Origin of the sequence: Streptococcus mitis NCTC 12261 (genome assembly GCF_000148585.2) — a bacterium.
Taxonomy (GTDB): Bacteria; Bacillota; Bacilli; order Lactobacillales; family Streptococcaceae; genus Streptococcus; species Streptococcus mitis.
In genome coordinates this window covers 1,210,590-1,231,914 of sequence record NZ_CP028414.1, presented here as the reverse complement: position 1 = coordinate 1,231,914, position 21,325 = coordinate 1,210,590, and the positions used below count along the sequence as shown (strand labels likewise).

Genomic DNA, 21,325 nt, shown 5'->3' with positions numbered 1-21,325 from the left:
ATAGAAACTAACCATCTAATCTTGTAAGCTGAACTCTAATTCCTATCTGTAATTAGAGTTTTTTCTTTTACGAAACTGGATGAAGATGATACAAAGCATTTAGGTAGCTCACATTGAATACCCCACTTTTCTTTAAAAAAGGAGTTTTTTTATGTTGAAAAAATGGCAGTTAAAAGATGTTATCTTACTTGCTTTCTTGTCTATCTTTTTTGGTGGTGTTTTTGTGGGTTCAGGCTATCTGTTTGATATCCTCACCCTGATTTTAGCACCTCTTGGTTTACAGGCCTTTGCCAATGAAATCCTCTTTGGTCTCTGGTGTATGGCTGCGCCTATTGCTGCAATCTTTGTTCCAAGAGTCGGAAGTGCAACGATTGGAGAAGTGCTAGCTGCGCTTGCTGAAGTCCTTTATGGTAGCCAATTCGGTCTAGGTGCCCTTTTGTCTGGCTTGGTTCAAGGTTTGGGAAGTGAACTTGGTTTTATCGTAACCAAGAATCGCTATGAAAGTTGGCTCTCTCTAACTGCCAATAGTATTGGGATTACGCTTGTTAGCTTTGTCTATGAATACATTAAGTTAGGTTACTATGCCTTCTCCCTTCCTTTTGTCCTTTCCTTGCTTGTAGTACGTTTTATTTCCGTCTTTTTCTTCTGTACCATCTTGGTTCGTGCCATTGTCAAACTCTATCATCAGTTTGCAGCTGGAGGCAAGGCATAGATGGGGCTGGAACTACGAGCGATTCAGTCACCAATCTTCCCTGAGCCGCTTGATTTTACTTTTCATGCGCAAGCCTTTACCTTGTTAGTTGGGAGCAGTGGTTCAGGAAAATCCAGCCTCTTTCAAATGATTGCCCAAGTCAGTTCTCTTCCCTATAGCGGTCAAGTCCTGATAAATGGGAGCGAGGTCAGTCAGCTTTCTATCATCGAACGTGTCCAGACGGTTGGTATTCTCTTTCAAAATCCCAATCATCAATTTACCATGGAGAACTTGTTTGAGGAGCTGATTTTTACCTTGGAAAATATTGGGCATCCCGTTCAGGAAATTGATTCTAAAATAGCAGATGTGGTTCGACAATGTCGCTGCGAGAAGATCTTGCACCGTCCCATCCATCACTTATCAGGTGGGGAAAAGCAAAAGGCTGCTTTGGCTGTTCTCTTTGCTATGAATCCTAGGGTCTATCTCTTGGATGAGCCCTTCGCTTCCATTGACCGCAAGAGTAGGATAGAGATATTGGAGATTCTAAAAGAGTTGGCCTCTAATGGGAAGACAGTTATTTTGTGCGACCATGATTTATCTGACTATGAAGCCTATATCGACCATATGGTGGAGCTAAGAGACGGACAACTAACGAAAATAAATCAAATCCCTGCCTCTGAAATGACACAGGCTGTTTCAAAGGAGATTGCTTCTAGCCCAGAACTATTCCATATGGATCGAACAACTTGTGAGCTGGATAAGCATCCCCTCTTTTCAATTGCGGATTTCACATTTTACCAAGGGATTTCCTGTATCTTGGGTGATAATGGTGTCGGGAAATCAACCCTCTTTCGATCTATTCTTCAATTTCAAAAGTATAAGGGGCGCATTACCTGGAAGGGGACAGTCCTGAAAAAGAAAAAGAGTTTGTATCGTGACCTGACGGGTGTTGTTCAGGAAGCTGAGAAGCAGTTTATCAGAGTCAGTCTGCGAGAGGAACTGCAATTAGATAGTCCAGACTCTGAAAGAAATCAGCGGATTCTCCAAGCTTTACAATATTTTGATCTGGAGCAGGCATTTGATAAGAGTCCCTATCAATTAAGTGGTGGCCAGCAAAAGATTCTTCAGCTCTTGACCATCTTGACCAGCAAGGCGTCTGTGATTTTGCTAGATGAACCTTTTGCAGGTTTGGATGATAGAGCCTGCCATTATTTTTGCAAGTGGATTGTGGAGGAGAGAAATCAGGGAAGAAGTTTTCTGATCATTAGCCATCGTTTAGATCCCTTGATCTCTGTGGTTGATTATTGGATTGAGATGACTAGTCAGGGTCTCAGTCATGTGAAAAAAGTGACAATTACCAAACCACTCACATCTCAGAGTAGCAATACTCAAGGGGAGGTGAGATAGTATGGTCAAAGTAGCAACCCAGACACCGATTATCAGTCTCTTCTTGCTGATTTTATCCTTGGAAACATCTTTCATTCCTTCGATTGCTCTTAATCTCTCGGTAGTCGCATTTTGCATTCTCTTTATGCTCTATTACCGGCGATTTAAAGTATTGGCTTGGATGATTCTGCTCGCCATTTTGCCATCCTTGGCCAACTACTGGGCAGTTCAGTTACATGGGGATGCTTCGCAGGCAGTCATGCTTGGAACGAGGGCCTTTGTGACCGTTTGTATTGGTCTTGTCTTTGTTTCCTCTATTTCCCTAAAAGAGCTTCTCTTGTACTTGGCTCAAAAGGGGTTATCACGCTCTTGGGCCTATGCCTTGATTGTGGTATTCAATTCCTTCCCCCTTATCCAGCAAGAAATCAAGTCCCTCAAGGAAGCTTGCTTATTACGCGGTCAAGAACTACATTTTTGGTCGCCCTTGATTTACAGCAAGGTTCTGATGACAGTCTTTAGGTGGCGCCATCTTTACCTGAGAGCCCTATCGGCGCATGGATATGACGAACATGCACAGGCGGAGAATCGCTATCGGACTTTTTATATTCCTCAAAGGACACTATTCATCTACCTGCTTTTCTTTTTATTGCTTCAAACCAGTCTATTTTTATAAAGGAGTTATTATGGAATTTACAGATATTGCGATGGAATTATCCAAGGAAGCTTGGCAGACTTCCTTTCATCACCCCTTTGTTTTACAGTTGCAAGAGGGAAATTTAGACCTGTCCATCTTTCGCTATTACTTGATTCAGGATGCCTACTATTTGAAGGCCTTCTCAGAAGCCTATCACCTCTTGGCTGATAAGACTTCAAATCAAGAGATGAAAAGACTCTTGAAACAAAATGCTCAGAGTCTAGTGGAAGGTGAGTTATTTATCCGCCAACAATTTTTCAAGGAATTGGAAATCAGCGATCAGGAAATGGATGAGCATCCAATCGCTCCAACCTGCTATCATTATATCTCTCACATTTATCGGCAATTTGCAGAGCCAAACTTGGGTATTGCCTTTGCAAGCTTGCTGCCTTGTCCTTGGCTATATCATGATATAGGCAAATCACTTAATCTTAAACCATCACCAAATCCTCTCTATCAACAATGGATTGAAACGTATATTACGGATGAATTGGAGCAGCAGATCAGAGAGGAAGAGGCTCTGGTCAATCAACTCTATCGAGAAAGTGACGAGACAGACAAGAAAAAAATGCTAGATGCCTTCCACATCAGTGTTCATATGGAAGCTAAGTTTTGGGAAATGGCCTACCAACACCAGACATGGAAGAGCGATTTACAGTCTTTAGAAACAGGAGAAGAATAGAAACATGAGAAAGCACCAATTACAAGTTCACAAATTAACCATTTTATCCATGATGATTGCCCTTGATGTAGTCCTTACGCCTATCTTTCGGATTGAGGGAATGGCACCGATGTCCAGTGTAGTCAATATTCTAGCTGGAATCATGATGGGACCTGTTTATGCCTTGGCTATGGCTACAGTGACAGCCTTTATCCGTATGACGACTCAAGGGATTCCGCCTTTAGCTCTCACAGGAGCGACTTTTGGAGCCCTTCTAGCAGGTCTCTTTTATAAGTATGGTAGAAAATTTTACTTTTCTGCTTTGGGAGAAATTTTGGGAACAGGTATTATTGGTTCTATTGTTTCCTATCCTGTTATGGTACTCTTTACAGGATCGGCCGCTAAGCTTAGTTGGTTTATCTACACTCCTCGATTTTTCGGTGCAACCTTGATTGGTACAGCGATTTCCTTTATTGCCTTTCGATTTTTAATCAAGCAGGAATTCTTTAAAAAAGTTCAGGGATATTTCTTTGATGAAAGGATAGACTGATGCAGGCATTTACAAATCCTTTTCCTCTGGCAACGACTTCCCTCATTCACTGTATTACCAATGAGATTTCTTGTGAGATGCTAGCAAATGGGATTTTGGCTCTGGGATGTAAACCAGTTATGGCAGATGATCCCCGTGAGGTTCTTGATTTTACTAAGCAAAGCCAGGCACTCTTCATCAATTTGGGGCATTTGTCAGCTGAGAAGGAAAAAGCAATCCGTATGGCAGCTTCTTATGCAGATCAAGTTTGTCTTCCAATGGTAGTAGATGCAGTTGGCGTAACAGTTTCATCCATTCGTAAGAGCTTAGTTAAAGACCTTTTAGACTATAGACCTACGGTACTTAAAGGAAATATGTCGGAAATCCGAAGTCTTGTTGGCTTAAAACACCACGGCGTTGGGGTAGATGCGAGTGCTAAAGATCAAGAAACTGAGGATTTGCTTCAAGTCTTGAAAGACTGGTGTCAGATCTATCCAGGTATGTCATTCTTAGTCACAGGCCCTAAGGACCTCATCGTTTCGAAGAATCAGGTCGCTGTACTGGGAAATGGCTGTGCTGAATTAGACTGGATAACAGGGACAGGAGACTTGGTTGGAGCTTTAACAGCTGTTTTTCTCAGCCAAGGAAAGACTGCCTTTGAAGCTTCTTTCCTAGCGGTTTCTTATCTCAATATCTCCGCTGAGAGAATAGTTGTTCAAGGAATGGGATTGGAAGATTTTCGTTACCAAGTACTCAATCAGCTTTCACTCCTCAAAAGAGATGAAAACTGGCTAGATGCTATCAAAGGAGAGGTTTATGAATAGAGAAGCACTTAGACTATATCTGGTAACCAATCGCTACCAAGATTCCTTGCAAAGTTTTCTTGAAAAGATTGAGACGGCTTGCCGCTCAGGGGTTACCATAGTCCAATTACGAGAAAAAAATCTCACAACAAATCAATATTATCAACTGGCAAAACAAGTCAAGGAAATAACAGATGCCTATCAGGTACCCTTGATAATCGATGATCGTTTGGATGTTTGTCTTGCGGTTGATGCTGCTGGTCTGCATATTGGAGACGATGAACTACCAGTTTCGGTTGCCCGCAAAGTCCTAGGTCCTGAAAAAATCCTCGGTGTCACAGCTAAAACTGTAAAAAGAGCCCTCGAGGCAGAAGAAGGAGGTGCGGATTACTTGGGGACAGGAGCCATTTTCCCGACTACGACCAAGGAAAATGCACCCATCACTCTGATTTCAACCTTGAAGACAATTTGCCAAAGGGTTGCCATTCCAGTAGTTGCCATTGGCGGCTTGACATCAGAGAACATTGACCAACTTATCGGCACGGGCATAGCTGGTGTAGCTGTAGTGCGTGATTTGATGCAGGCAGAAGATATAGAGACAAAAACGCAAGCCTTTTTGACAAAGTTGGATGACATTATTTTCTAATTAATACTCAATGAAAATCAAAGAGCAAACTAGGAAGCTAGTCGCAGGTTGCTCAAAGCACAGCTTTGAGGTTGCAGATAAAGCTGACGTCGTTTGAAGAGATTTTCGAAGAGTATAAAAACTCTCTAATTCCCTTAAAGTAGGAACTAGAGAGTTTTTTTAATCTTTAAAGCTTGTATGGTTAACTGGGCCAGAACCATGACCGAGTTGAGGGGCGTCTTGGATGGCTTTCGTGATAAAGGCCTTGGCTTTATCGACTGCTTGATAGAGGGTTTTCCCCTTGGCTAGTTCAGCAGTAATCACTGCAGCAAAGGTACATCCAGTACCATGTGTATGACAGGTTTGAATTCGTGGACTTTCCCAGACAAATTGGTCCTCCTTGGTAAAGAGGAAATCCTTGGCACCGCCTTCGAGATGGCCTCCTTTGATGACAACAGACTGAGGACCAAATTCTTTTAAAATCAGGCGACCGGCACGCTGCATGTCTTCAGGATCATGGATTGAAAAACCAACAATCTCTTCTGCCTCAGGAAGATTGGGTGTAATAATAGTTGCAAGGGGAAGTAGATTTGTTTTTAGGTAGTCTCTGGCACTGGTATCAATCAGGGTGTCTCCGCTTGTTGCGACCATAACAGGGTCAAGGACGTAGGGACAATCCAGCTTTTTAAGATAGGGCTGGATGATCTCCATGATCTCAGTAGTTGCCAACATCCCTGTTTTTACAGCCTGAGGTGGAATATCAGAAAAGACACTCTCCAATTGGGCTTTCAACATTTGAGGAGAAACGTGCTCGATTAATTGAACACCTCTGGTATTTTGAGCGACAAGACTGGTCACAACGGCCATTCCATAGACATCTCTAGCTTGGAACGACTTTAAGTCAGCCATAATGCCAGCACCACCACTAGGGTCAGTCCCTGCAATGGTCAAAGCAACGGGTAAATAAGTCATCTAAAACCTCCCAACCAACTGAAGTTTGTATTCTTAAGAACAAGCTAGTCTGTTTTAGAAAGGCAATAGAAGACTGCTAGTCCCCATTATCATTTCCACTTCCATCAGCTAGCATTACCTAGATTGAGTCAAAGGGTCTAACAGTCGTTAATCTCAGCTTTACGCACCCCTAGTGGTTGTTTTCTTTTTTCTTTAGTATAGCATATTTTCATAGTTTATATAGTAAGATTTGACTGCAAATCCTTTATCATAGGGTTAAAATTCAATTTTTCAAAGAAAAGATTAATTTCATAGTTGACAAATGTAGATTTTAAGAGTATACTGATAATTGTAATTGACAAATGTAGATTTTGGAGGTGTGATTATGCAGATTTCAGATGCAGAATGGCAGGTCATGAAGATTATTTGGATGCAAGGAGAGCAGACTAGTTCAGATTTGATTAGGGTTCTGGCGGAGCGGTTCGACTGGTCCAAGTCGACCATTCAAACTCTTTTGGCTCGTTTGGTTGAGAAAGAGTGCCTGACGAGGAAAAAAGAAGGCAAGTCCTTTGTCTATTCAGCCCTTTTAACTTTGGATCAAAGTCGAGACTTGCTTGTTCAAGATATCAAAGATAAAGTTTGTTCCCGTAGGATTAAGAACTTGTTGGCTGATTTGATTGCTGAATGTGATTTTACTCAGGCTGACTTGGAAGACTTGGAAGCTGTGATTTCTGAGAAGAAATCAAGCGCTGTAACAGAAGTAAAATGTAATTGTATGTAAAGGAGACGTCATGTTGAATATTATTGTAACCATTATTTGTATTGCCCTTATCGCGTTTATCTTGTTTTGGTTTTTCAAAAAGCCTGAAAAATCTGGACAAAAGGCCCAGCAAAAAAACGGCTACCAAGAGATTCGAGTGGAGGTCATGGGGGGCTATACGCCTGAGTTGATTATCCTCAAGAAATCAGTGCCAGCCCGCATTGTCTTTGACCGCAAAGATCCTTCACCATGTTTGGATCAGATCGTATTTCCAGACTTTGGTGTACATGCGGATCTGCCAATGGGGGAAGAGTATGTAGTGGAAATCACGCCTGAGCAGGCTGGAGAGTATGGTTTCTCTTGTGGCATGAATATGATGCACGGTAAGATGATTGTAGAATAGGAGAATGATATGACTGAAATTGTAAAAGCAAGTCTTGAAAATGGTGTTCAAAAAATCCGTATCACGGCAGACAAAGGCTACCATCCAGCCCACATTCAACTGCAAAAAGGAGTTCCTGCTGAGATCACCTTTCACCGTTTGACACCTTCAAACTGTTATAAGGAAATTCTGTTTGAAGAAGAAGGCCTCTTGGAACCAATCGGCGTGGATGAAGAGAAGACAATTCGTTTTACCCCTCAAGAATTAGGTCAACATGAATTTTCTTGTGGTATGAAGATGCAAAAGGGAAGTTATACAGTTGTTGAGAAGACTCGAAAATCTCTATCACTTTTACAGCGTTTTTGGATTACTAGTATCTTTACTGTGCCTCTTGTAATCCTCATGATTGGGATGTCGACAGGAGGAATTAGTCACCAAGTCATGCGTTGGGGCACCTTTTTAGCCACAACACCGATTATGCTAGTAGCAGGTGGTCCTTATATCCAAAGTGCTTGGGCTAGTTTTAAAAAGCACAATGCCAACATGGATACCTTGGTTGCTCTGGGAACCCTAGTGGCCTATTTCTATAGCTTAGTTGCCCTCTTCGCTGGCCTCCCCGTTTACTTTGAAAGTGCTGCCTTTATCTTCTTCTTCGTTCTTATGGGAGCCGTTTTTGAGGAGAAAATGCGGAAAAATACTTCCCAAGCTGTGGAGAAATTACTTGACTTGCAGGCTAAAACAGCAGAAGTATTGCGTGAGGATAACTATGTTCAAGTCCCTTTGGAGCAAGTCAAGGTAGGTGACCTGATTCGAGTGCGTCCCGGTGAAAAGATTGCGGTTGATGGTGTCGTAGTAGAAGGTATCTCTAGTATTGATGAGTCTATGGTGACAGGTGAGAGTCTGCCTGTGGACAAGACAGTTGGAGATACCGTCATTGGTTCAACCATCAATAATAGTGGAACACTTGTTTTTAGAGCAGAAAAAGTTGGTTCAGAGACTGTTTTGGCTCAGATTGTGGATTTTGTGAAGAAAGCTCAGACAAGTCGTGCGCCGATTCAGGACTTGACGGATAAAATTTCAGGGATTTTTGTTCCAGCAGTTGTCATTTTAGGGATTGTGACCTTTTGGGTTTGGTTCGTCTTGCTCAGGGATAGTGTAGTTGTGCTTGGAGCGAGCTTTGTGTCTTCGCTTCTCTATGGAGTAGCAGTTCTGATTATTGCCTGCCCTTGTGCATTGGGACTTGCAACACCGACAGCCCTTATGGTGGGGACAGGTCGCAGTGCCAAGATGGGAGTTCTCCTCAAAAATGGAACGGTTCTACAGGAAATCCAGAAAGTCCAAACTATTGTTTTTGATAAGACAGGAACTTTGACGGAAGGGAAACCTGTGGTCACAGATATCATCGGCGACGAAGTAGAAGTGCTTGGATTGGCAGCTTCCTTGGAAGAAGCTTCTCAACACCCATTGGCTGAGGCTATTGTTAAGCGAGCGACTGAAACTGGACTTGAGCTTCACACTGTGGAAAATTTCCAAGCCTTGCACGGAAAAGGTGTTTCAGGGCAAATCAATGGAAAACAAGTTTTGCTTGGAAATGCTAAAATGCTGGATGGCATGGATATTTCTAGCACTTATCAGGAAAAACTAGAACAACTGGAAAAAGAAGCTAAGACAGTTGTGTTCTTGGCTGTTGAGAATGAAATCAAAGGCTTGCTTGCTCTGCAAGATATTCCTAAGGAAAATGCTAAGCTTGCCATCAGTCAGTTGAAAAAACGAGGTCTTAAAACAGTCATGCTGACAGGAGACAATGCTGGTGTGGCGCGTGCCATTGCCGATCAGATCGGAATCGAAGAGGTCATTGCAGGTGTCTTGCCAGAGGAAAAAGCTCATGAAATCCATAAACTACAAGCGTCTGGCAAAGTAGCCTTTGTTGGGGATGGTATCAATGACGCTCCTGCCCTTAGTGTAGCAGATGTGGGGATTGCTATGGGAGCTGGAACAGATATTGCCATCGAGTCAGCAGATTTGGTGTTGACAACTAATAACCTCCTAGGAGTGGTTCGTGCTTTTGACATGAGTAAGAAAACCTTTAATCGAATTCTGCTCAATCTTTTCTGGGCCTTTATCTACAATGTCGCCGGAATTCCGATTGCAGCAGGAGTCTTTTCAGGTGTTGGACTGGCTCTCAACCCAGAACTGGCAGGTCTAGCCATGGCCTTTAGTTCTGTATCCGTTCTGACCAGTTCACTCTTACTAAACTTTAGTAAAATAGACTAAAAGCGGGCTTGCTCGCTTTTTATACTCTTCAAAAATCTCTTCCAACCACGTCAGCTTTGTCTGCAACCTCAAAGCTGTGCTTTGAGCAACCTGTGGCGAGCTTCCTAGTTTGCTCTGTGATTTTCATTGAGTATTATAAAACAGAAGCTAAAAACGTTTTCAAACTGTACTGTAATAGAGAATAAAAACTTCTGAGCAGATTCTTAGTAAAGTCAAAATAAATGTGATAAATTAGTATTGTAAAAATTTACTGAAACGTTTTCAAAAACTATATGAAACCTTTTTTAGTAGATTTAAAAATATTTGAAGGAGAGTTATCATTATGACTCAAGGGAAAATTACTGCATCTGCAGCAATGCTTAATGTATTGAAAACATGGGGCGTAGACACAATCTACGGTATCCCATCAGGAACACTCAGCTCATTGATGGATGCTTTGGCTGAAGACAAAGATATCCGCTTCTTGCAAGTTCGTCACGAAGAAACAGGTGCTCTTGCAGCGGTTATGCAAGCTAAATTCGGCGGCTCAATCGGGGTTGCAGTTGGTTCAGGTGGTCCAGGTGCGACTCACTTGATTAACGGTGTTTACGATGCAGCTATGGATAACACTCCATTCCTAGCAATCCTTGGATCACGTCCAGTTAACGAACTCAACATGGATGCTTTCCAAGAATTGAACCAAAACCCAATGTACAACGGTATCGCTGTATACAACAAACGTGTAGCTTACGCTGAGCAATTGCCAAAAGTAATCGACGAAGCTTGCCGTGCTGCAGTTTCTAAAAAAGGTCCAGCTGTTGTTGAAATCCCAGTAAACTTCGGTTTCCAAGAAATCGACGAAAATTCATACTACGGTTCAGGTTCATACGAACGTTCATTCATCGCTCCTGCTTTGAACGAAGTTGAAATCGACAAAGCTGTTGAAATCTTGAACAATGCTGAACGTCCAGTTATCTATGCTGGTTACGGTGGTGTTAAAGCTGGTGAAGTGATTACTGAATTGTCACGTAAAATCAAAGCACCAATCATCACAACTGGTAAAAACTTTGAAGCCTTTGAATGGAACTATGAAGGTTTGACAGGTTCTGCTTACCGTGTTGGTTGGAAGCCAGCCAACGAAGTGGTCTTTGAAGCAGACACAGTTCTTTTCCTTGGTTCAAACTTCCCATTTGCTGAAGTTTACCAAGCATTCAAGAATACTGAAAAATTCATCCAAGTGGATATCGACCCTTACAAACTTGGTAAACGTCATGCCCTAGACGCTTCAATCCTTGGTGATGCAGGTCAAGCAGCTAAAGCTATCCTTGACAAAGTGAACCCAGTTGAATCTACTCCATGGTGGCGTGCAAACGTTAAGAACAACCAAAACTGGCGTGATTACATGAACAAAATCGAAGGTAAAACTGAGGGTGAATTGCAATTGTATCAAGTTTACAATGCAATCAACAAACATGCTGATCAAGACGCTATCTACTCAATCGACGTAGGTGACACTACTCAAACATCTACTCGTCACCTTCACATGACACCTAAGAACATGTGGCGTACATCTCCACTCTTTGCGACAATGGGTATTGCCCTTCCTGGTGGTATCGCTGCTAAGAAAGACAATCCAGATCGCCAAGTATGGAACATCATGGGTGACGGTGCATTCAACATGTGCTACCCAGACGTTATCACAAACGTTCAATACGACCTTCCAGTTATCAACGTTGTCTTCTCAAATGGTAAATATGCCTTCATCAAGGACAAATACGAAGACACAAACAAACACTTGTTTGGTTGTGACTTCCCTAATGCTGACTATGCGAAAATCGCTGAAGCTCAAGGTGCTGTAGGATTTACAGTTGACCGTATCGAAGACATCGATGCAGTTGTTGCAGAAGCTGTTAAACTCAACAAAGAAGGTAAAACTGTTGTGATCGATGCTCGCATCACTCCACACCGTCCACTTCCAGTAGAAGTACTTGAATTGGATCCAAAACTTCACTCAGAAGAAGCAATCAAAGACTTCAAGGAAAAATACGAAGCAGAAGAACTCGTACCATTCCGCCTCTTCTTGGAAGAAGAAGGTTTGCAATCACGCGCAATTAAATAATTCCTCTCGTCGAAAATCAAATTTAAACTGTGTTATCTTCACCTTGCCGTACTTCAGTACTGCCTGCGGTTCGATGCCTTGTTTATTCTTTGATTTTCTTAGAGCGAAACTTAAAAAGATCGGAGCAATCCGGTCTTTTTATGGAGGATAGTAAATGAATTTAAATCAATTAGATATTATCGTTTCCGATGTTCCACAAGTCTGTGCTGACTTGGAGCGTATTTTGGATAAAAAATCCGATTATGTTGATGACAGTTTTGCTCAGTTTACGATTGGCAGTCACTGTCTGATGTTGTCCCAAAATCATTTGATTCCTTTGGAAGATTTTCAGTCAGGAATCATTCTTCATATCGAGGTTGAGGATGTAGACCAGAATTACCAACGGTTGAAAGAACTTGGTATCCAGGTTTTAAACGGACCAACTGTAACCGATTGGGGAACAGAGTCCTTATTAGTTAAAGGGCCTGCTGGTCTAGTGATTGATTTTTATCGTATGAAGTAGGTAATTCTATTATCAAATTTTTTATCTAAACATTCTTGGAGTGAAACTTAAAAAGATCGGAGCAATTCGATCTTTTTTGTATTTATGCGACTTTCAGTCCGTCTCGCTCCGTTAGGTGCGAGACAAAAAACCACCCGTTTTCACGGGTGGTTATGATTTCTACACTTATTGTTTGGCTTCCTGTTTTAATTGTTGCACCTGTTCCTCGTACTGGACAAGCTCCCTGTCTTTTATATTGATAGTCGCTTCTGCTTCAGCAATGCGGCTTCTCAGATCTTGAGTCTTGTTATGGTGATAGCTAATACCAATAGCACTACCAGCAATGATCCCGATTACTAGACAAGTAAAAATCACCAAAATCAAGGGAGCAGATAGTTGTGTAAAGACAAGACTGACAGTTACTGTTTGACGATTGAGTAGACCAAATGAGATCACAATGACTAATAAGCTCAAACCGCCAATTAGATAAGCCTTATCTTTCAGTGACAATTCATTAAATTTTTTTAGCATAAGTTCCTTTTCTCCTGACTATGTTGATAGAAAACTACACACCATTTAGGTATTAACAAAATTCATTTTACTAGAAAATTTCGATACTGTCAATAATTTCTAACGGCTTATTTACCATCAATCAATCGATTCATTGAAAAGGAGTATTCATTTTCTAATATTTGATTGAGTAAACAGAACGGAGCAATTCGGTCTTTTTTCTGTTCCCTCTTTCTTATAACAAGATTGTGATAGTTTATATCTTTATAACAAAAGTTTTAAAGACTTGATTGTTTTGAAAGAATATTTTAAAATAAGATTCAGTAAAAATGAAAGAGGTTTTGAAAATGTCTGAAAAACAAATGAAAATTTTAGGTTGGGTAGCGACCTTTATGTCTGTTATGATGTATGTGTCTTACTTCCCACAAATCATGAACAATCTGGCTGGTCAAAAAGGAAATTTCATCCAGCCCTTGGTTGCTGCCATCAACTGTAGTCTCTGGGTTTACTACGGTCTTTTCAAAAAAGAAAGAGATATCCCCCTTGCAGCAGCTAATGCACCAGGTATTATTTTTGGCCTAGTGACGGTTATTACAGCTTTGATTTAAAAGGAACAGAGGAGACTAGTTTTCAGTCTTCTTTTTTGTTTCAGGGGAGGCTATTTACTTTTTCTAGAGGATAATTTTTTAAAAAACAATCTGATAAACTTAAATAGTAGAATAGTATCAGTATGTCACAGTATTTTATAAGAAAAGGTTTACAGAATAAGTTATAATATAAGTAAATGAACAAGCAAATAAGAAAGTGAGTAGAGTTATGACCGAAAAACTGACTTTTCCGGATGGTTTCTTGTGGGGCGGAGCGACAGCTGCCAACCAGTGTGAGGGTGCTTATAATTTAAAAGGTCGTGGATTGGCGAATGTGGATGTCGTCCCCATCGGTCCAGATCGTGAAGCCATTATCACAGGTCAGAAAAAGATGTTTTCGTTTGAGGAGGGCTATTTTTACCCAGCCAAGCAAGCTATTGATATGTACCATCATTACAAGGAAGATATTGCCCTTTTTGCGGAAATGGGCTTTAAGACTTATCGTCTATCCATTGCTTGGACTCGGATTTTTCCTAAGGGCGACGAAACAGTGCCAAATGAAGCTGGTCTAGCCTTTTATGAGGATTTATTTAAGGAGTGCCACAAGTATGGTATCCAACCTCTGGTGACTATCACTCATTTCGACTGTCCTATGCACTTGATTACAGAGTACGGTGGTTGGCGCAATCGTCGGATGTTAGACTTCTATGAAAAACTTTGTCGCACACTCTTTACCCGCTATAAGGGTTTGGTCAAATATTGGCTTACCTTCAACGAAATCAACATGATTCTCCATGCCCCCTTTATGGGAGCTGGGCTCTGTTTTGAAGAAGGAGAAAATCAAGAACTGGTTAAATATCAGGCTGCACACTATGAGTTGGTAGCTTCAGCTCTTGCGACAAAGATTGCCCACGAAATTGACCCAGAAAATAAGGTGGGATGTATGTTGGCTGCAGGGCAATACTATCCTAACACAGCCCATCCAAGAGACTACTGGGCAGCCATGGAGGAAGACCGCAAGAGTTACTTCTTCATTGATGTTCAAGCGCGTGGGGAATACCCAAATTACGCAAAGAAGCAGTGGGAGCGTGAGGGAATTAAGATTCAAATGACGTTAGAGGATTTGGACTTGTTGAAGAATCATACTGTTGACTTTGTTTCCTTCTCTTACTATGCGAGCCGAGTGGCCTCAGGGGATCCAGAAGTGAGGAATATGACCGCTGGAAATGTCTTTGCCTCTATCAAAAATCCTTATCTGGAATCCTCTGAATGGGGTTGGCAGATTGACCCATTGGGACTTCGTATCACCCTCAATGCCATCTGGGATCGTTACCAAAAACCTATGTTCATCGTAGAAAATGGACTCGGTGTTATAGACACGCCAGATGAAAATGGCTATGTAGCGGATGACTATCGAATTGCTTATTTAGAGGCCCACATCAAGGCTATGCGAGATGCCATTTACCAAGATGGGGTTGACTTGCTCGGTTATACGACTTGGGGATGTATCGATTTGGTTTCAGCTGGAACGGGCGAAATGAACAAGCGCTATGGCTTTATCTATGTGGATCGAGATAATGCGAGTCAAGGAAGTCTCAAACGGAGCAAGAAGAAATCCTTCTACTGGTACAAGGATGTCATTGCCAGCAATGGTGCAAGTATTGAGTAGAGCACATTTGTTCACTATTTTTATAAAATCTTCTCTCTACTTTATATAATAGGAAAAAGAGTTCAATTAGACCTGGCTTTTTGCTATAATGAGGGGAGAAAAATCAGACAGGAGAATAAGATGTCAGAACCATTATTTTTACAATCAGTTATGCAAGAAAAAATCTGGGGTGGAACCAAGCTACGTGATGAGTTTGGCTACGACATCCCAAGTGAAAAAATCGGAGAATACTGGGCCATCTCAGCTCATCCAAATGGAGTCTCTAAAGTTTCCAATGGTCGTTACGAGGGAACAGACCTAGCTACTTTGTATGCAGAACACCGTGAATTGTTTGGCAATCGTCCAGAACCTGTATTTCCGCTTTTGACTAAGATTCTGGATGCCAACGACTGGCTCAGCGTCCAAGTTCACCCAGATGATGCTTATGGACTGGAGCATGAAGGCGAACTTGGAAAAACAGAATGCTGGTACATTATCGCAGCGGATGAAGGTTCAGAGATTATCTACGGTCACAATGCTAAGTCAAAAGAAGAACTCCGCCAGCAAATCGAGGATAAAAACTGGGAGGACTTGCTGACAAAAGTTCCTGTTAAGGCTGGAGATTTCTTCTATGTGCCAAGTGGCACCATGCATGCTATCGGGGCAGGCATCTTGATTCTTGAAACCCAACAGTCTAGTGATACAACTTACCGCGTCTATGACTTTGACCGTAAGGATGATAATGGCAACTTGCGTGAACTTCACCTTGAAAAATCTATCGATGTTTTGAACATTGGAGAGCCTGCCAATAGCCGTCCTGTAACTGTTAAAGCAGATGATTTGCGTTCCACTCTCCTTGTATCTAATGATTTCTTTGTAGTTTACAAGTGGGAAATCACTGGAAAAGTTGATTTTGAGAAGACAGCTGATTACACCTTATTCAGTGTCTTAGCTGGTCAAGGTCAGCTAACTGTTGACGGAAAAAACTATCCAATCCAAAAAGGCAGCCACTTTATCCTACCAAGTGATGTTGAAGCTTGGATTCTGGAAGGGCAAGGTTTGGAATTGATTGTTAGTCATCCATAAAAAAGAAAGGGCCTGAGTTCATTACTCAAGTCCTTTTTGATTACATAAATTGGGCGATAAAGACCACGATGATGATGATAGGAATGATAAAACGAAGAAGGAAGAGCCAGACCTGGAAAAGTCCCTGTTTACATGCTCGTTCATCAAGGTGTAGTTCCTCCATGGCAAGAGCCTTCTTAAAAATATAGCCTGTAAAGAGTGAAAGGCAGAGAGCACCAAATGGCATGAGGAGATTAGAAACCAAGAAGTCCATAGCATCAAAGAAGGTCTTCCCAAAGATATGAACATCCGCCATAACACCGTAAGATAGGGCTGAAGGAATTCCAAAGACAAAGGTCAAGATTCCTAAAATAGCACTCCATTTAGCACGCTTACTGTTGTCCTGATTGGTGATATTACCCACATTGATTTCCAGCATAACAACGGAAGAAGTGACCGTCGCAAAGAGGAAGAGCAGGAGGAAGAGGATGTAGAAAATGGTTCCAAAAGGCATCTTGTCAAAGAGCTGAGGCAAGACGATAAATAGCAAGCTTGGTCCCCCTTCAGACTGGATATTGAAGGCTGACATGGCTGGGAAAATGGCTAGACCTGCCATGATGGATACCGAGATATTCATGGCTACGATGGAAATCCCTGACTGAACCAGATTGGTTTTCTTATCCAAGTAAGAAGCATAGGTCAGCATGGCTGTAACCCCTAGTGAGAGGGCAAAGAAAGATTGTCCCAGAGCATATAGGAGACCAGCACTGGTCAGCTTAGAGAAGTCTGGTTTTAGGAAGTAAAGAACCCCTTCCATGGCATTTGGCAAACTGAGAGAACGACCGATGATGACGACAAAGATGATAAAGAGCAGGGGCATCATGACTTTCGAAGCTCTTTCAATCCCTTTTTGAACCCCACGTGATACAATGAAGATATTCAATAGGATAAAGGCTGCTTGAGCTCCTAGGGCAATGGCTGGATTTGAAATGATTGAAGTAAATAACTGAGCATAATCCCCCGTTCCACCAATTTGGAACAATTTTCCAAACTCAATGCCTAGATAAACCAGAATCCATCCCCCAATAACACTGTAGAAAGATAAGAGGATAAAGAGGGCAAAGGCACCAATCCAACCGATAAAGTTGTACTTACTATTCTTGCCGAGTTTTCCAAAGGTTTTGATTGCTGAAACACCAGCACTACGGCCAAGGGCAAATTCAGCAAGCAGGAGCGGGAAACCGATTAAAATGGTAGAAATAAGAAAGACTAGTAAAAAGCCTCCACCGCCATTAGCAGCAGTCATATAGGGAAATTTCCAAACGGCTCCAAGTCCGATAGCTGAACCAGCAGATGCTAGAATAAAGCCTAGTTTAGAACCCCATTGCGATTTTTCAGACATAGTTAAACTCCTAAAATTAGTATTACAAAAGAAAAAGCTACTGCCCTTGGCAAATAGCCTCATCAGTACTCAAAATGAGCCTTTCTTTTGATTGATAGACTTGACTATCCTATCATGTTTTCTAAGGTCTGTCAAGAAAACCATTTTCACGTTATGATAAAGTAAAAAATTTCGCAAAAACGCTTGACTCTGACCTAGGGGGAGGGGTTATACTATCAATGTAATACTCTTCGAAAATCAAATTCAAACCACGTCAGCGTCGCCTTACCGTACTCAAGTACAGCCTGCGGCTAGCTTCCTAGTTTGCTCTTTGATTTTCATTGAGTATAAGGAGGAAATCATGTACCATATAAAAGAAGCTGCGCAGCTTTCGGGCGTCTCTGTCAAGACCCTACACCACTACGATAAGATAGGACTTTTGGTTCCTTTAAAGTCGGAAAATGGCTATCGAACCTATAGTCAGGAGGATTTGGAACGCCTTCAGGTTATTCTTTATTACAAATATCTAGGTTTTTCTTTAGAAAAAATAGCAGAGCTATTAAAGGAAGAAAGAGAAGATTTATTGCCTCATTTGACCAGGCAGTTGGACTATTTGACTCGAGAAAGGGAACATCTGGATACCTTGATTTCAACCTTGCAAAAAACCATTCAAGAACAAAAAGGAGAAAGAGAAATGAGCATTCAAGAGAAATTTGCTGGATTTAACTACCAAGACCATCAAAAATACCACCAAGAGGCGGTAGAGAAATATGGACAAGAAGTCATGGACCAAGCGCTGGAGCGCCAAAAAGGTCACGAAGACGAAGCTACGGCTGCCTTCAATCAAGTCTTTCGAGCCTTGTCACAAAATCTTCAAGCTGGTCTACCTGTAACAGCAACCGAAAATCAAGAAGAAGCCGCTAAACTCTTGCAAGCCATCCGTACTTATGGATTTGACTGCTCTATTGAGGTATTTGGTTATATCGGTAAAGGCTACGTCTACAACCCAGAATTTAAGGAAAACATTGACAAATTTGGACCTGGAACAGCCCAGTACACATCAGATGTGATTGCCTATTATGTCCAAACTCAGACAAAATAAAATCGGAGGAGCATTCTTCCGATTTTTACTAAATTCAAGCACTATTTGCTTAATAATTTTTCTACCACATTTAGTTTTCGCATGGTCAAATCTACATTAAAAAGCTTTTCAAGATAGTTGGTATGGAGTTTCTTTTGTTTAGCAGTTCTAGGGAGATAGAGGTAAAGGCAGTGGTTACCAATACAAATTTCTTCTTCACCGTAATCAATTTTCAATTTGTCTAAAGGGAGGCTTTGAATAGATTCTTGATAAAAAATCACGTGTATACGGTCATAAAGATAGTGTTCTCCAAAAGGGTTTTCTTGGACAATTTTTTTAAAATCACTTTTGTTCTTGATAACCATTTTTAAGTCGGCCCCAATTTTTTCCTTTATCAGAGTATGAACACATTCTCGTATTTCTTCTAAATCTAAATCACTTTCAAGAATGATATTCCCACTTTGAATATAGGTTCGAACTTGTTGAAAACCGGCTTCTGTTAAGATATCTACTAGATAAGACATTTTAGGGATAGCATTTTTTCCATTAGGAGTAACTCCCCTTAACAAGATAATATGTTCCAAAGGACTTCCTTTCTTTTGGGGCTGATTTAGCCATTAAATAATTCAGATTTAGATTGGGTTTGATCCCGCCACCCAACCAGTACAGAGGGCAGAAGTGATGTTAAACCCACCCGTGTGGGCATTGATATCCAGTACCTCGCCAGCAAAGTGGAGTCCAGGTACCAGCTTACTTTCTAGAGTTTTGGGATTGATTTCCTTGAGACTGACGCCCCCTTTGGTAACAAAGGACTTAGCAAGGGACATTTTACCAGTTACAGGAATTTTAAGTCCCTTGATAGACTGGACAAGTTGTTCGCGTTCCTTTTCAGTCAGTTGTTTGACTTTGTCAGGATAGCCTGGCACAAAAAATTCTGCCAAGTGTTCTGGAAGTAAAGTTTTTAAGGCATTTTTTAGAGATTTTTCCCGATTTTCTTCTAGAAATGTAGCCAAGTCTTTCTCAGAAAGTTGAGGTAGAACATCCAGTGAGAGAACCTCTCCGCCCTTGACAAAGCTGGACATACGCAGAGCAGCAGGGCCTGACAAACCAAAGTGGGTAAAGAGCAAATCGTGAGTGATGACATGCTTACCATAGCTTAGGGTCACATCGTCCAATGAAATTCCTTGCAAGGCCTTGTGTGGAAAATCTGTCAACAAAGGACTTTCAGCGGCTTCAAGATCGGTAATGGTATGCTTAAAATGACGGGCAATCTCGTGACCAAAACCAGTCGAACCAGTAGAGGGATAGGATTTCCCACCAGTTGTGACAATGAGTTTCTCACAAGTGAAGGTTTGGTCTGCGGACTTAAGGACAAACTGGTCGTCTATCTTTTTAACCGAAACAATCTCCGTTTTAGTAGCAACTCGACCACCGAGTTCAGTGATTTTCTTTTCCAAGGCCTCGATAATGGTCCGAGACTTGTCACTAGCAGGAAAGACGCGTCCGTGGTCTTCGACCTTAAGTTTAACACCATTTTCTGTAAAAAAATTAATGATATCATGGTTATCAAATTGGGAGAAGACACTGTAGAGAAAGCGCCCATTTCCAGGGATGCCAGCTAGTAGGTCATCTAGAGTTCCGTTGTTGGTTACATTGCAACGTCCCCCACCAGTACCAGCTAATTTTTTTCCAAGTTTCCGATTTTTTTCGATGAGGAGGGTTTTCTGTCCATAAAAGCTACTGGAAATCGTAGCCATCATACCAGCAGGACCTCCACCGATGACAATAGTATCAAAATGTTTCATAGCTCTATTGTACCACAAAAAAACAAGAGATGATGGTCACCTCTTGTCAAGAATGCAATTAATCAATTTCATATCCCATCAGCAAACCACCATCTTCTGCATAGAAACTGCAGAGACCAGATGTTGGGAGAATTTTAATATTCGCCTGTGGGAAATTTTCACGGATTCGGTCTGAAAGCTGTTGGCAACATTTCTCGTTATTGCGTTGAGCCATGACAATACGACCACCAGCATATCCTGCTTTCACTAACTCTTCATATGCTGCCTGAATCGATTTCTTTGCTCCTCTTGCTTTTTGTAGCAATTCAAGGGTTCCAGTTTCACTAGCTTCTCCGACCATACGGATGTTGAGAAGGCCAACGACTGTACCGATAAGCTTGCTCAAACGGCCATTTTTCACCAAGTTATCGACTTTAGCTAGGACAAAAAGTAACTTGGTTTTTTCTTGATAGGCAGTGATAGCTTCAACCACTTCTTCAAAAGATAAGCCTTGGTCAATCAAATCATTTAATTTTTCTACGAGCAAGTCAACTTCTCCACCAGCAGACAAACTATCAATTACATGAATCTTAGTGTCAGGATGGTCTTCTAGATAAATATTCTTTGCTAGTTGAGCACTATTGTGACTGCCAGAAAGAGTACCAGTGATGGTTACTAGGAAAATATTTTTGGCTCCTTCAAATGCTCGCAAATAATCATCTGGGCTTGGACAAGCTGATTTTGAAGCTTCTGCAGTTGCATACATGGTTTCCATCATTTGGTCAATGTCAAGACTGGCATCATCAACAAAGACCTGATCAGCTACTTGAATGGTTAAGGGGACACTTACAAAGGTCGTGTCAATAGCTGGTGTTGCCAGCTGACGATAATCACAACCAGAGTCAGCAATAATCTTCCAAGTCATAGAAATTCT

Annotated in this window: 22 protein-coding genes and 1 riboswitch; of the genes, 16 read left to right on the top strand and 6 right to left on the bottom strand. The window is 41.5% G+C overall.

The window, feature by feature from the left end:
* Nucleotides 1-151: 151 nt before the first annotated feature.
* Genes SM12261_RS06415 through thiE form a run of 7 tightly spaced genes read left to right on the top strand, consistent with a single transcriptional unit; the run spans nt 152 to nt 5,410 of the window.
* Nucleotides 152-712 carry an ECF transporter S component gene (locus tag SM12261_RS06415; RefSeq protein ID WP_000915275.1) on the top strand — a complete coding sequence of 187 codons (561 nt, stop codon included), beginning with the start codon at nt 152-154 and terminating at the stop codon, nt 710-712.
* Nucleotides 713-2,098, top strand: coding sequence for an ATP-binding cassette domain-containing protein (locus SM12261_RS06410; RefSeq protein ID WP_000522084.1), 1,386 nt, complete (start codon nt 713-715; stop codon nt 2,096-2,098).
* 1 nt (nt 2,099) lies between these two features.
* Nucleotides 2,100-2,750, top strand: coding sequence for an energy-coupling factor transporter transmembrane component T (locus SM12261_RS06405; RefSeq protein WP_000241384.1), 651 nt, complete (start codon nt 2,100-2,102; stop codon nt 2,748-2,750).
* Between the two features lie 10 nt (nt 2,751-2,760).
* Nucleotides 2,761-3,453, top strand: coding sequence for a thiaminase II (tenA, locus tag SM12261_RS06400; RefSeq protein WP_000397203.1), 693 nt, complete (start codon nt 2,761-2,763; stop codon nt 3,451-3,453).
* A gap of 4 nt (nt 3,454-3,457) precedes the next feature.
* On the top strand, nt 3,458-3,982 hold the full coding sequence (thiW, locus tag SM12261_RS06395; protein WP_001225552.1) for an energy coupling factor transporter S component ThiW: 525 nt from the start codon (nt 3,458-3,460) through the stop codon (nt 3,980-3,982).
* The gene (gene thiM, locus SM12261_RS06390; protein ID WP_001147718.1) at nt 3,982-4,785 is read left to right on the top strand and encodes a hydroxyethylthiazole kinase; all 804 of its coding nucleotides are present in this window, start codon (nt 3,982-3,984) and stop codon (nt 4,783-4,785) included. Before thiW ends, thiM begins: the two co-directional genes overlap by 1 nt.
* Nucleotides 4,778-5,410, top strand: coding sequence for a thiamine phosphate synthase (gene thiE, locus SM12261_RS06385; RefSeq protein WP_001078215.1), 633 nt, complete (start codon nt 4,778-4,780; stop codon nt 5,408-5,410). The genes thiM and thiE overlap by 8 nt, the downstream gene beginning before the upstream one ends.
* A 159-nt stretch (nt 5,411-5,569) precedes the next feature.
* Here thiE and thiD read toward each other — a convergent pair whose 3' ends face one another.
* Nucleotides 5,570-6,361: a bifunctional hydroxymethylpyrimidine kinase/phosphomethylpyrimidine kinase gene (gene thiD / locus SM12261_RS06380; RefSeq protein WP_000221754.1), complete on the bottom strand. Its 792-nt coding sequence runs from the start codon at nt 6,359-6,361 to the stop codon at nt 5,570-5,572.
* 83 nt (nt 6,362-6,444) lie between these two features.
* Nucleotides 6,445-6,542, bottom strand: a riboswitch (TPP riboswitch).
* Nucleotides 6,543-6,725: 183 nt separating this feature from the next.
* Between thiD and SM12261_RS06375 the strand changes: the two genes are divergently transcribed.
* The 5 genes from SM12261_RS06375 to SM12261_RS06355 all read left to right on the top strand — a co-directional run bounded on the left by SM12261_RS06375 (nt 6,726) and on the right by SM12261_RS06355 (nt 12,356).
* Nucleotides 6,726-7,121: a CopY/TcrY family copper transport repressor gene (locus SM12261_RS06375; RefSeq protein WP_001167188.1), complete on the top strand. Its 396-nt coding sequence runs from the start codon at nt 6,726-6,728 to the stop codon at nt 7,119-7,121.
* Nucleotides 7,122-7,131: 10 nt separating this feature from the next.
* Nucleotides 7,132-7,503, top strand: a complete 372-nt coding sequence (locus SM12261_RS06370) for a cupredoxin domain-containing protein (RefSeq protein WP_000932059.1) — start codon at nt 7,132-7,134, stop codon at nt 7,501-7,503.
* A 9-nt stretch (nt 7,504-7,512) separates the two neighbouring features.
* Nucleotides 7,513-9,756: a heavy metal translocating P-type ATPase gene (locus SM12261_RS06365; RefSeq protein ID WP_000136345.1), complete on the top strand. Its 2,244-nt coding sequence runs from the start codon at nt 7,513-7,515 to the stop codon at nt 9,754-9,756.
* A 322-nt stretch (nt 9,757-10,078) separates the two neighbouring features.
* Nucleotides 10,079-11,854, top strand: coding sequence for a pyruvate oxidase (gene spxB, locus SM12261_RS06360; RefSeq protein ID WP_000191819.1), 1,776 nt, complete (start codon nt 10,079-10,081; stop codon nt 11,852-11,854).
* Nucleotides 11,855-12,008: 154 nt separating this feature from the next.
* Entirely contained in the window at nt 12,009-12,356 is a 348-nt protein-coding gene (locus SM12261_RS06355; protein ID WP_001052644.1) for a VOC family protein, read from the top strand.
* 165 nt (nt 12,357-12,521) lie between these two features.
* Here SM12261_RS06355 and SM12261_RS06350 read toward each other — a convergent pair whose 3' ends face one another.
* Nucleotides 12,522-12,866, bottom strand: coding sequence for a lipopolysaccharide assembly protein LapA domain-containing protein (locus tag SM12261_RS06350; protein WP_000913393.1), 345 nt, complete (start codon nt 12,864-12,866; stop codon nt 12,522-12,524).
* A 326-nt stretch (nt 12,867-13,192) separates the two neighbouring features.
* Between SM12261_RS06350 and SM12261_RS06345 the strand changes: the two genes are divergently transcribed.
* The 3 genes from SM12261_RS06345 (at nt 13,193) to manA (ending at nt 16,166) form a co-directional block, all read left to right on the top strand.
* Nucleotides 13,193-13,453, top strand: coding sequence for a SemiSWEET family transporter (locus SM12261_RS06345; RefSeq protein WP_001291472.1), 261 nt, complete (start codon nt 13,193-13,195; stop codon nt 13,451-13,453).
* Nucleotides 13,454-13,661: 208 nt separating this feature from the next.
* The gene (locus SM12261_RS06340; protein ID WP_000136869.1) at nt 13,662-15,101 is read left to right on the top strand and encodes a 6-phospho-beta-glucosidase; all 1,440 of its coding nucleotides are present in this window, start codon (nt 13,662-13,664) and stop codon (nt 15,099-15,101) included.
* A 120-nt stretch (nt 15,102-15,221) separates the two neighbouring features.
* On the top strand, nt 15,222-16,166 hold the full coding sequence (manA, locus tag SM12261_RS06335) for a mannose-6-phosphate isomerase, class I (protein ID WP_001294313.1): 945 nt from the start codon (nt 15,222-15,224) through the stop codon (nt 16,164-16,166).
* Between the two features lie 40 nt (nt 16,167-16,206).
* Here manA and SM12261_RS06330 read toward each other — a convergent pair whose 3' ends face one another.
* Entirely contained in the window at nt 16,207-17,547 is a 1,341-nt protein-coding gene (locus tag SM12261_RS06330; protein WP_078228474.1) for a sodium-dependent transporter, read from the bottom strand.
* Nucleotides 17,548-17,887: 340 nt separating this feature from the next.
* Between SM12261_RS06330 and SM12261_RS06320 the strand changes: the two genes are divergently transcribed.
* Nucleotides 17,888-18,628: a MerR family transcriptional regulator gene (locus SM12261_RS06320; protein WP_070482830.1), complete on the top strand. Its 741-nt coding sequence runs from the start codon at nt 17,888-17,890 to the stop codon at nt 18,626-18,628.
* A 41-nt stretch (nt 18,629-18,669) separates the two neighbouring features.
* Here the strand turns inward: SM12261_RS06320 and SM12261_RS06315 are convergent, their stop codons facing one another.
* From SM12261_RS06315 to SM12261_RS06305, 3 genes are read right to left on the bottom strand one after another with little or no spacing between them, the layout of a single operon-like run.
* Nucleotides 18,670-19,191 (bottom strand): DUF1697 domain-containing protein, encoded by a 522-nt coding sequence (locus tag SM12261_RS06315; protein WP_061864256.1) that lies wholly within the window; start codon nt 19,189-19,191, stop codon nt 18,670-18,672.
* Between the two features lie 48 nt (nt 19,192-19,239).
* A complete protein-coding gene (gene aao / locus SM12261_RS06310) occupies nt 19,240-20,412 on the bottom strand; it encodes an aminoacetone oxidase (protein WP_078228466.1) in 1,173 nt (390 codons plus the stop codon).
* Between the two features lie 58 nt (nt 20,413-20,470).
* Nucleotides 20,471-21,316 (bottom strand): DegV family protein, encoded by an 846-nt coding sequence (locus SM12261_RS06305; RefSeq protein WP_078228468.1) that lies wholly within the window; start codon nt 21,314-21,316, stop codon nt 20,471-20,473.
* Nucleotides 21,317-21,325 lie beyond the last annotated feature (9 nt).

What these genes read in the sequence shown, in the direction of transcription:
- tenA (WP_000397203.1), top strand. Translation starts at nt 2,761, where the DNA reads ATGGAATTTACAGATATTGCGATGGAATTATCCAAGGAAGCTTGGCAG.
- thiE (WP_001078215.1), top strand. Translation starts at nt 4,778, where the DNA reads ATGAATAGAGAAGCACTTAGACTATATCTGGTAACCAATCGCTACCAA.
- SM12261_RS06355 (WP_001052644.1), top strand. Translation starts at nt 12,009, where the DNA reads ATGAATTTAAATCAATTAGATATTATCGTTTCCGATGTTCCACAAGTC.
- thiW (WP_001225552.1), top strand. Translation starts at nt 3,458, where the DNA reads ATGAGAAAGCACCAATTACAAGTTCACAAATTAACCATTTTATCCATG.
- SM12261_RS06370 (WP_000932059.1), top strand. Translation starts at nt 7,132, where the DNA reads ATGTTGAATATTATTGTAACCATTATTTGTATTGCCCTTATCGCGTTT.
- SM12261_RS06410 (WP_000522084.1), top strand. Translation starts at nt 713, where the DNA reads ATGGGGCTGGAACTACGAGCGATTCAGTCACCAATCTTCCCTGAGCCG.
- SM12261_RS06350 (WP_000913393.1), bottom strand. Translation starts at nt 12,866, where the DNA reads ATGCTAAAAAAATTTAATGAATTGTCACTGAAAGATAAGGCTTATCTA.
- SM12261_RS06320 (WP_070482830.1), top strand. Translation starts at nt 17,888, where the DNA reads ATGTACCATATAAAAGAAGCTGCGCAGCTTTCGGGCGTCTCTGTCAAG.
- spxB (WP_000191819.1), top strand. Translation starts at nt 10,079, where the DNA reads ATGACTCAAGGGAAAATTACTGCATCTGCAGCAATGCTTAATGTATTG.
- SM12261_RS06330 (WP_078228474.1), bottom strand. Translation starts at nt 17,547, where the DNA reads ATGTCTGAAAAATCGCAATGGGGTTCTAAACTAGGCTTTATTCTAGCA.
- manA (WP_001294313.1), top strand. Translation starts at nt 15,222, where the DNA reads ATGTCAGAACCATTATTTTTACAATCAGTTATGCAAGAAAAAATCTGG.
- SM12261_RS06375 (WP_001167188.1), top strand. Translation starts at nt 6,726, where the DNA reads ATGCAGATTTCAGATGCAGAATGGCAGGTCATGAAGATTATTTGGATG.
- SM12261_RS06405 (WP_000241384.1), top strand. Translation starts at nt 2,100, where the DNA reads ATGGTCAAAGTAGCAACCCAGACACCGATTATCAGTCTCTTCTTGCTG.
- SM12261_RS06415 (WP_000915275.1), top strand. Translation starts at nt 152, where the DNA reads ATGTTGAAAAAATGGCAGTTAAAAGATGTTATCTTACTTGCTTTCTTG.
- thiM (WP_001147718.1), top strand. Translation starts at nt 3,982, where the DNA reads ATGCAGGCATTTACAAATCCTTTTCCTCTGGCAACGACTTCCCTCATT.
- thiD (WP_000221754.1), bottom strand. Translation starts at nt 6,361, where the DNA reads ATGACTTATTTACCCGTTGCTTTGACCATTGCAGGGACTGACCCTAGT.
- SM12261_RS06305 (WP_078228468.1), bottom strand. Translation starts at nt 21,316, where the DNA reads ATGACTTGGAAGATTATTGCTGACTCTGGTTGTGATTATCGTCAGCTG.
- SM12261_RS06345 (WP_001291472.1), top strand. Translation starts at nt 13,193, where the DNA reads ATGTCTGAAAAACAAATGAAAATTTTAGGTTGGGTAGCGACCTTTATG.
- SM12261_RS06340 (WP_000136869.1), top strand. Translation starts at nt 13,662, where the DNA reads ATGACCGAAAAACTGACTTTTCCGGATGGTTTCTTGTGGGGCGGAGCG.
- aao (WP_078228466.1), bottom strand. Translation starts at nt 20,412, where the DNA reads ATGAAACATTTTGATACTATTGTCATCGGTGGAGGTCCTGCTGGTATG.
- SM12261_RS06365 (WP_000136345.1), top strand. Translation starts at nt 7,513, where the DNA reads ATGACTGAAATTGTAAAAGCAAGTCTTGAAAATGGTGTTCAAAAAATC.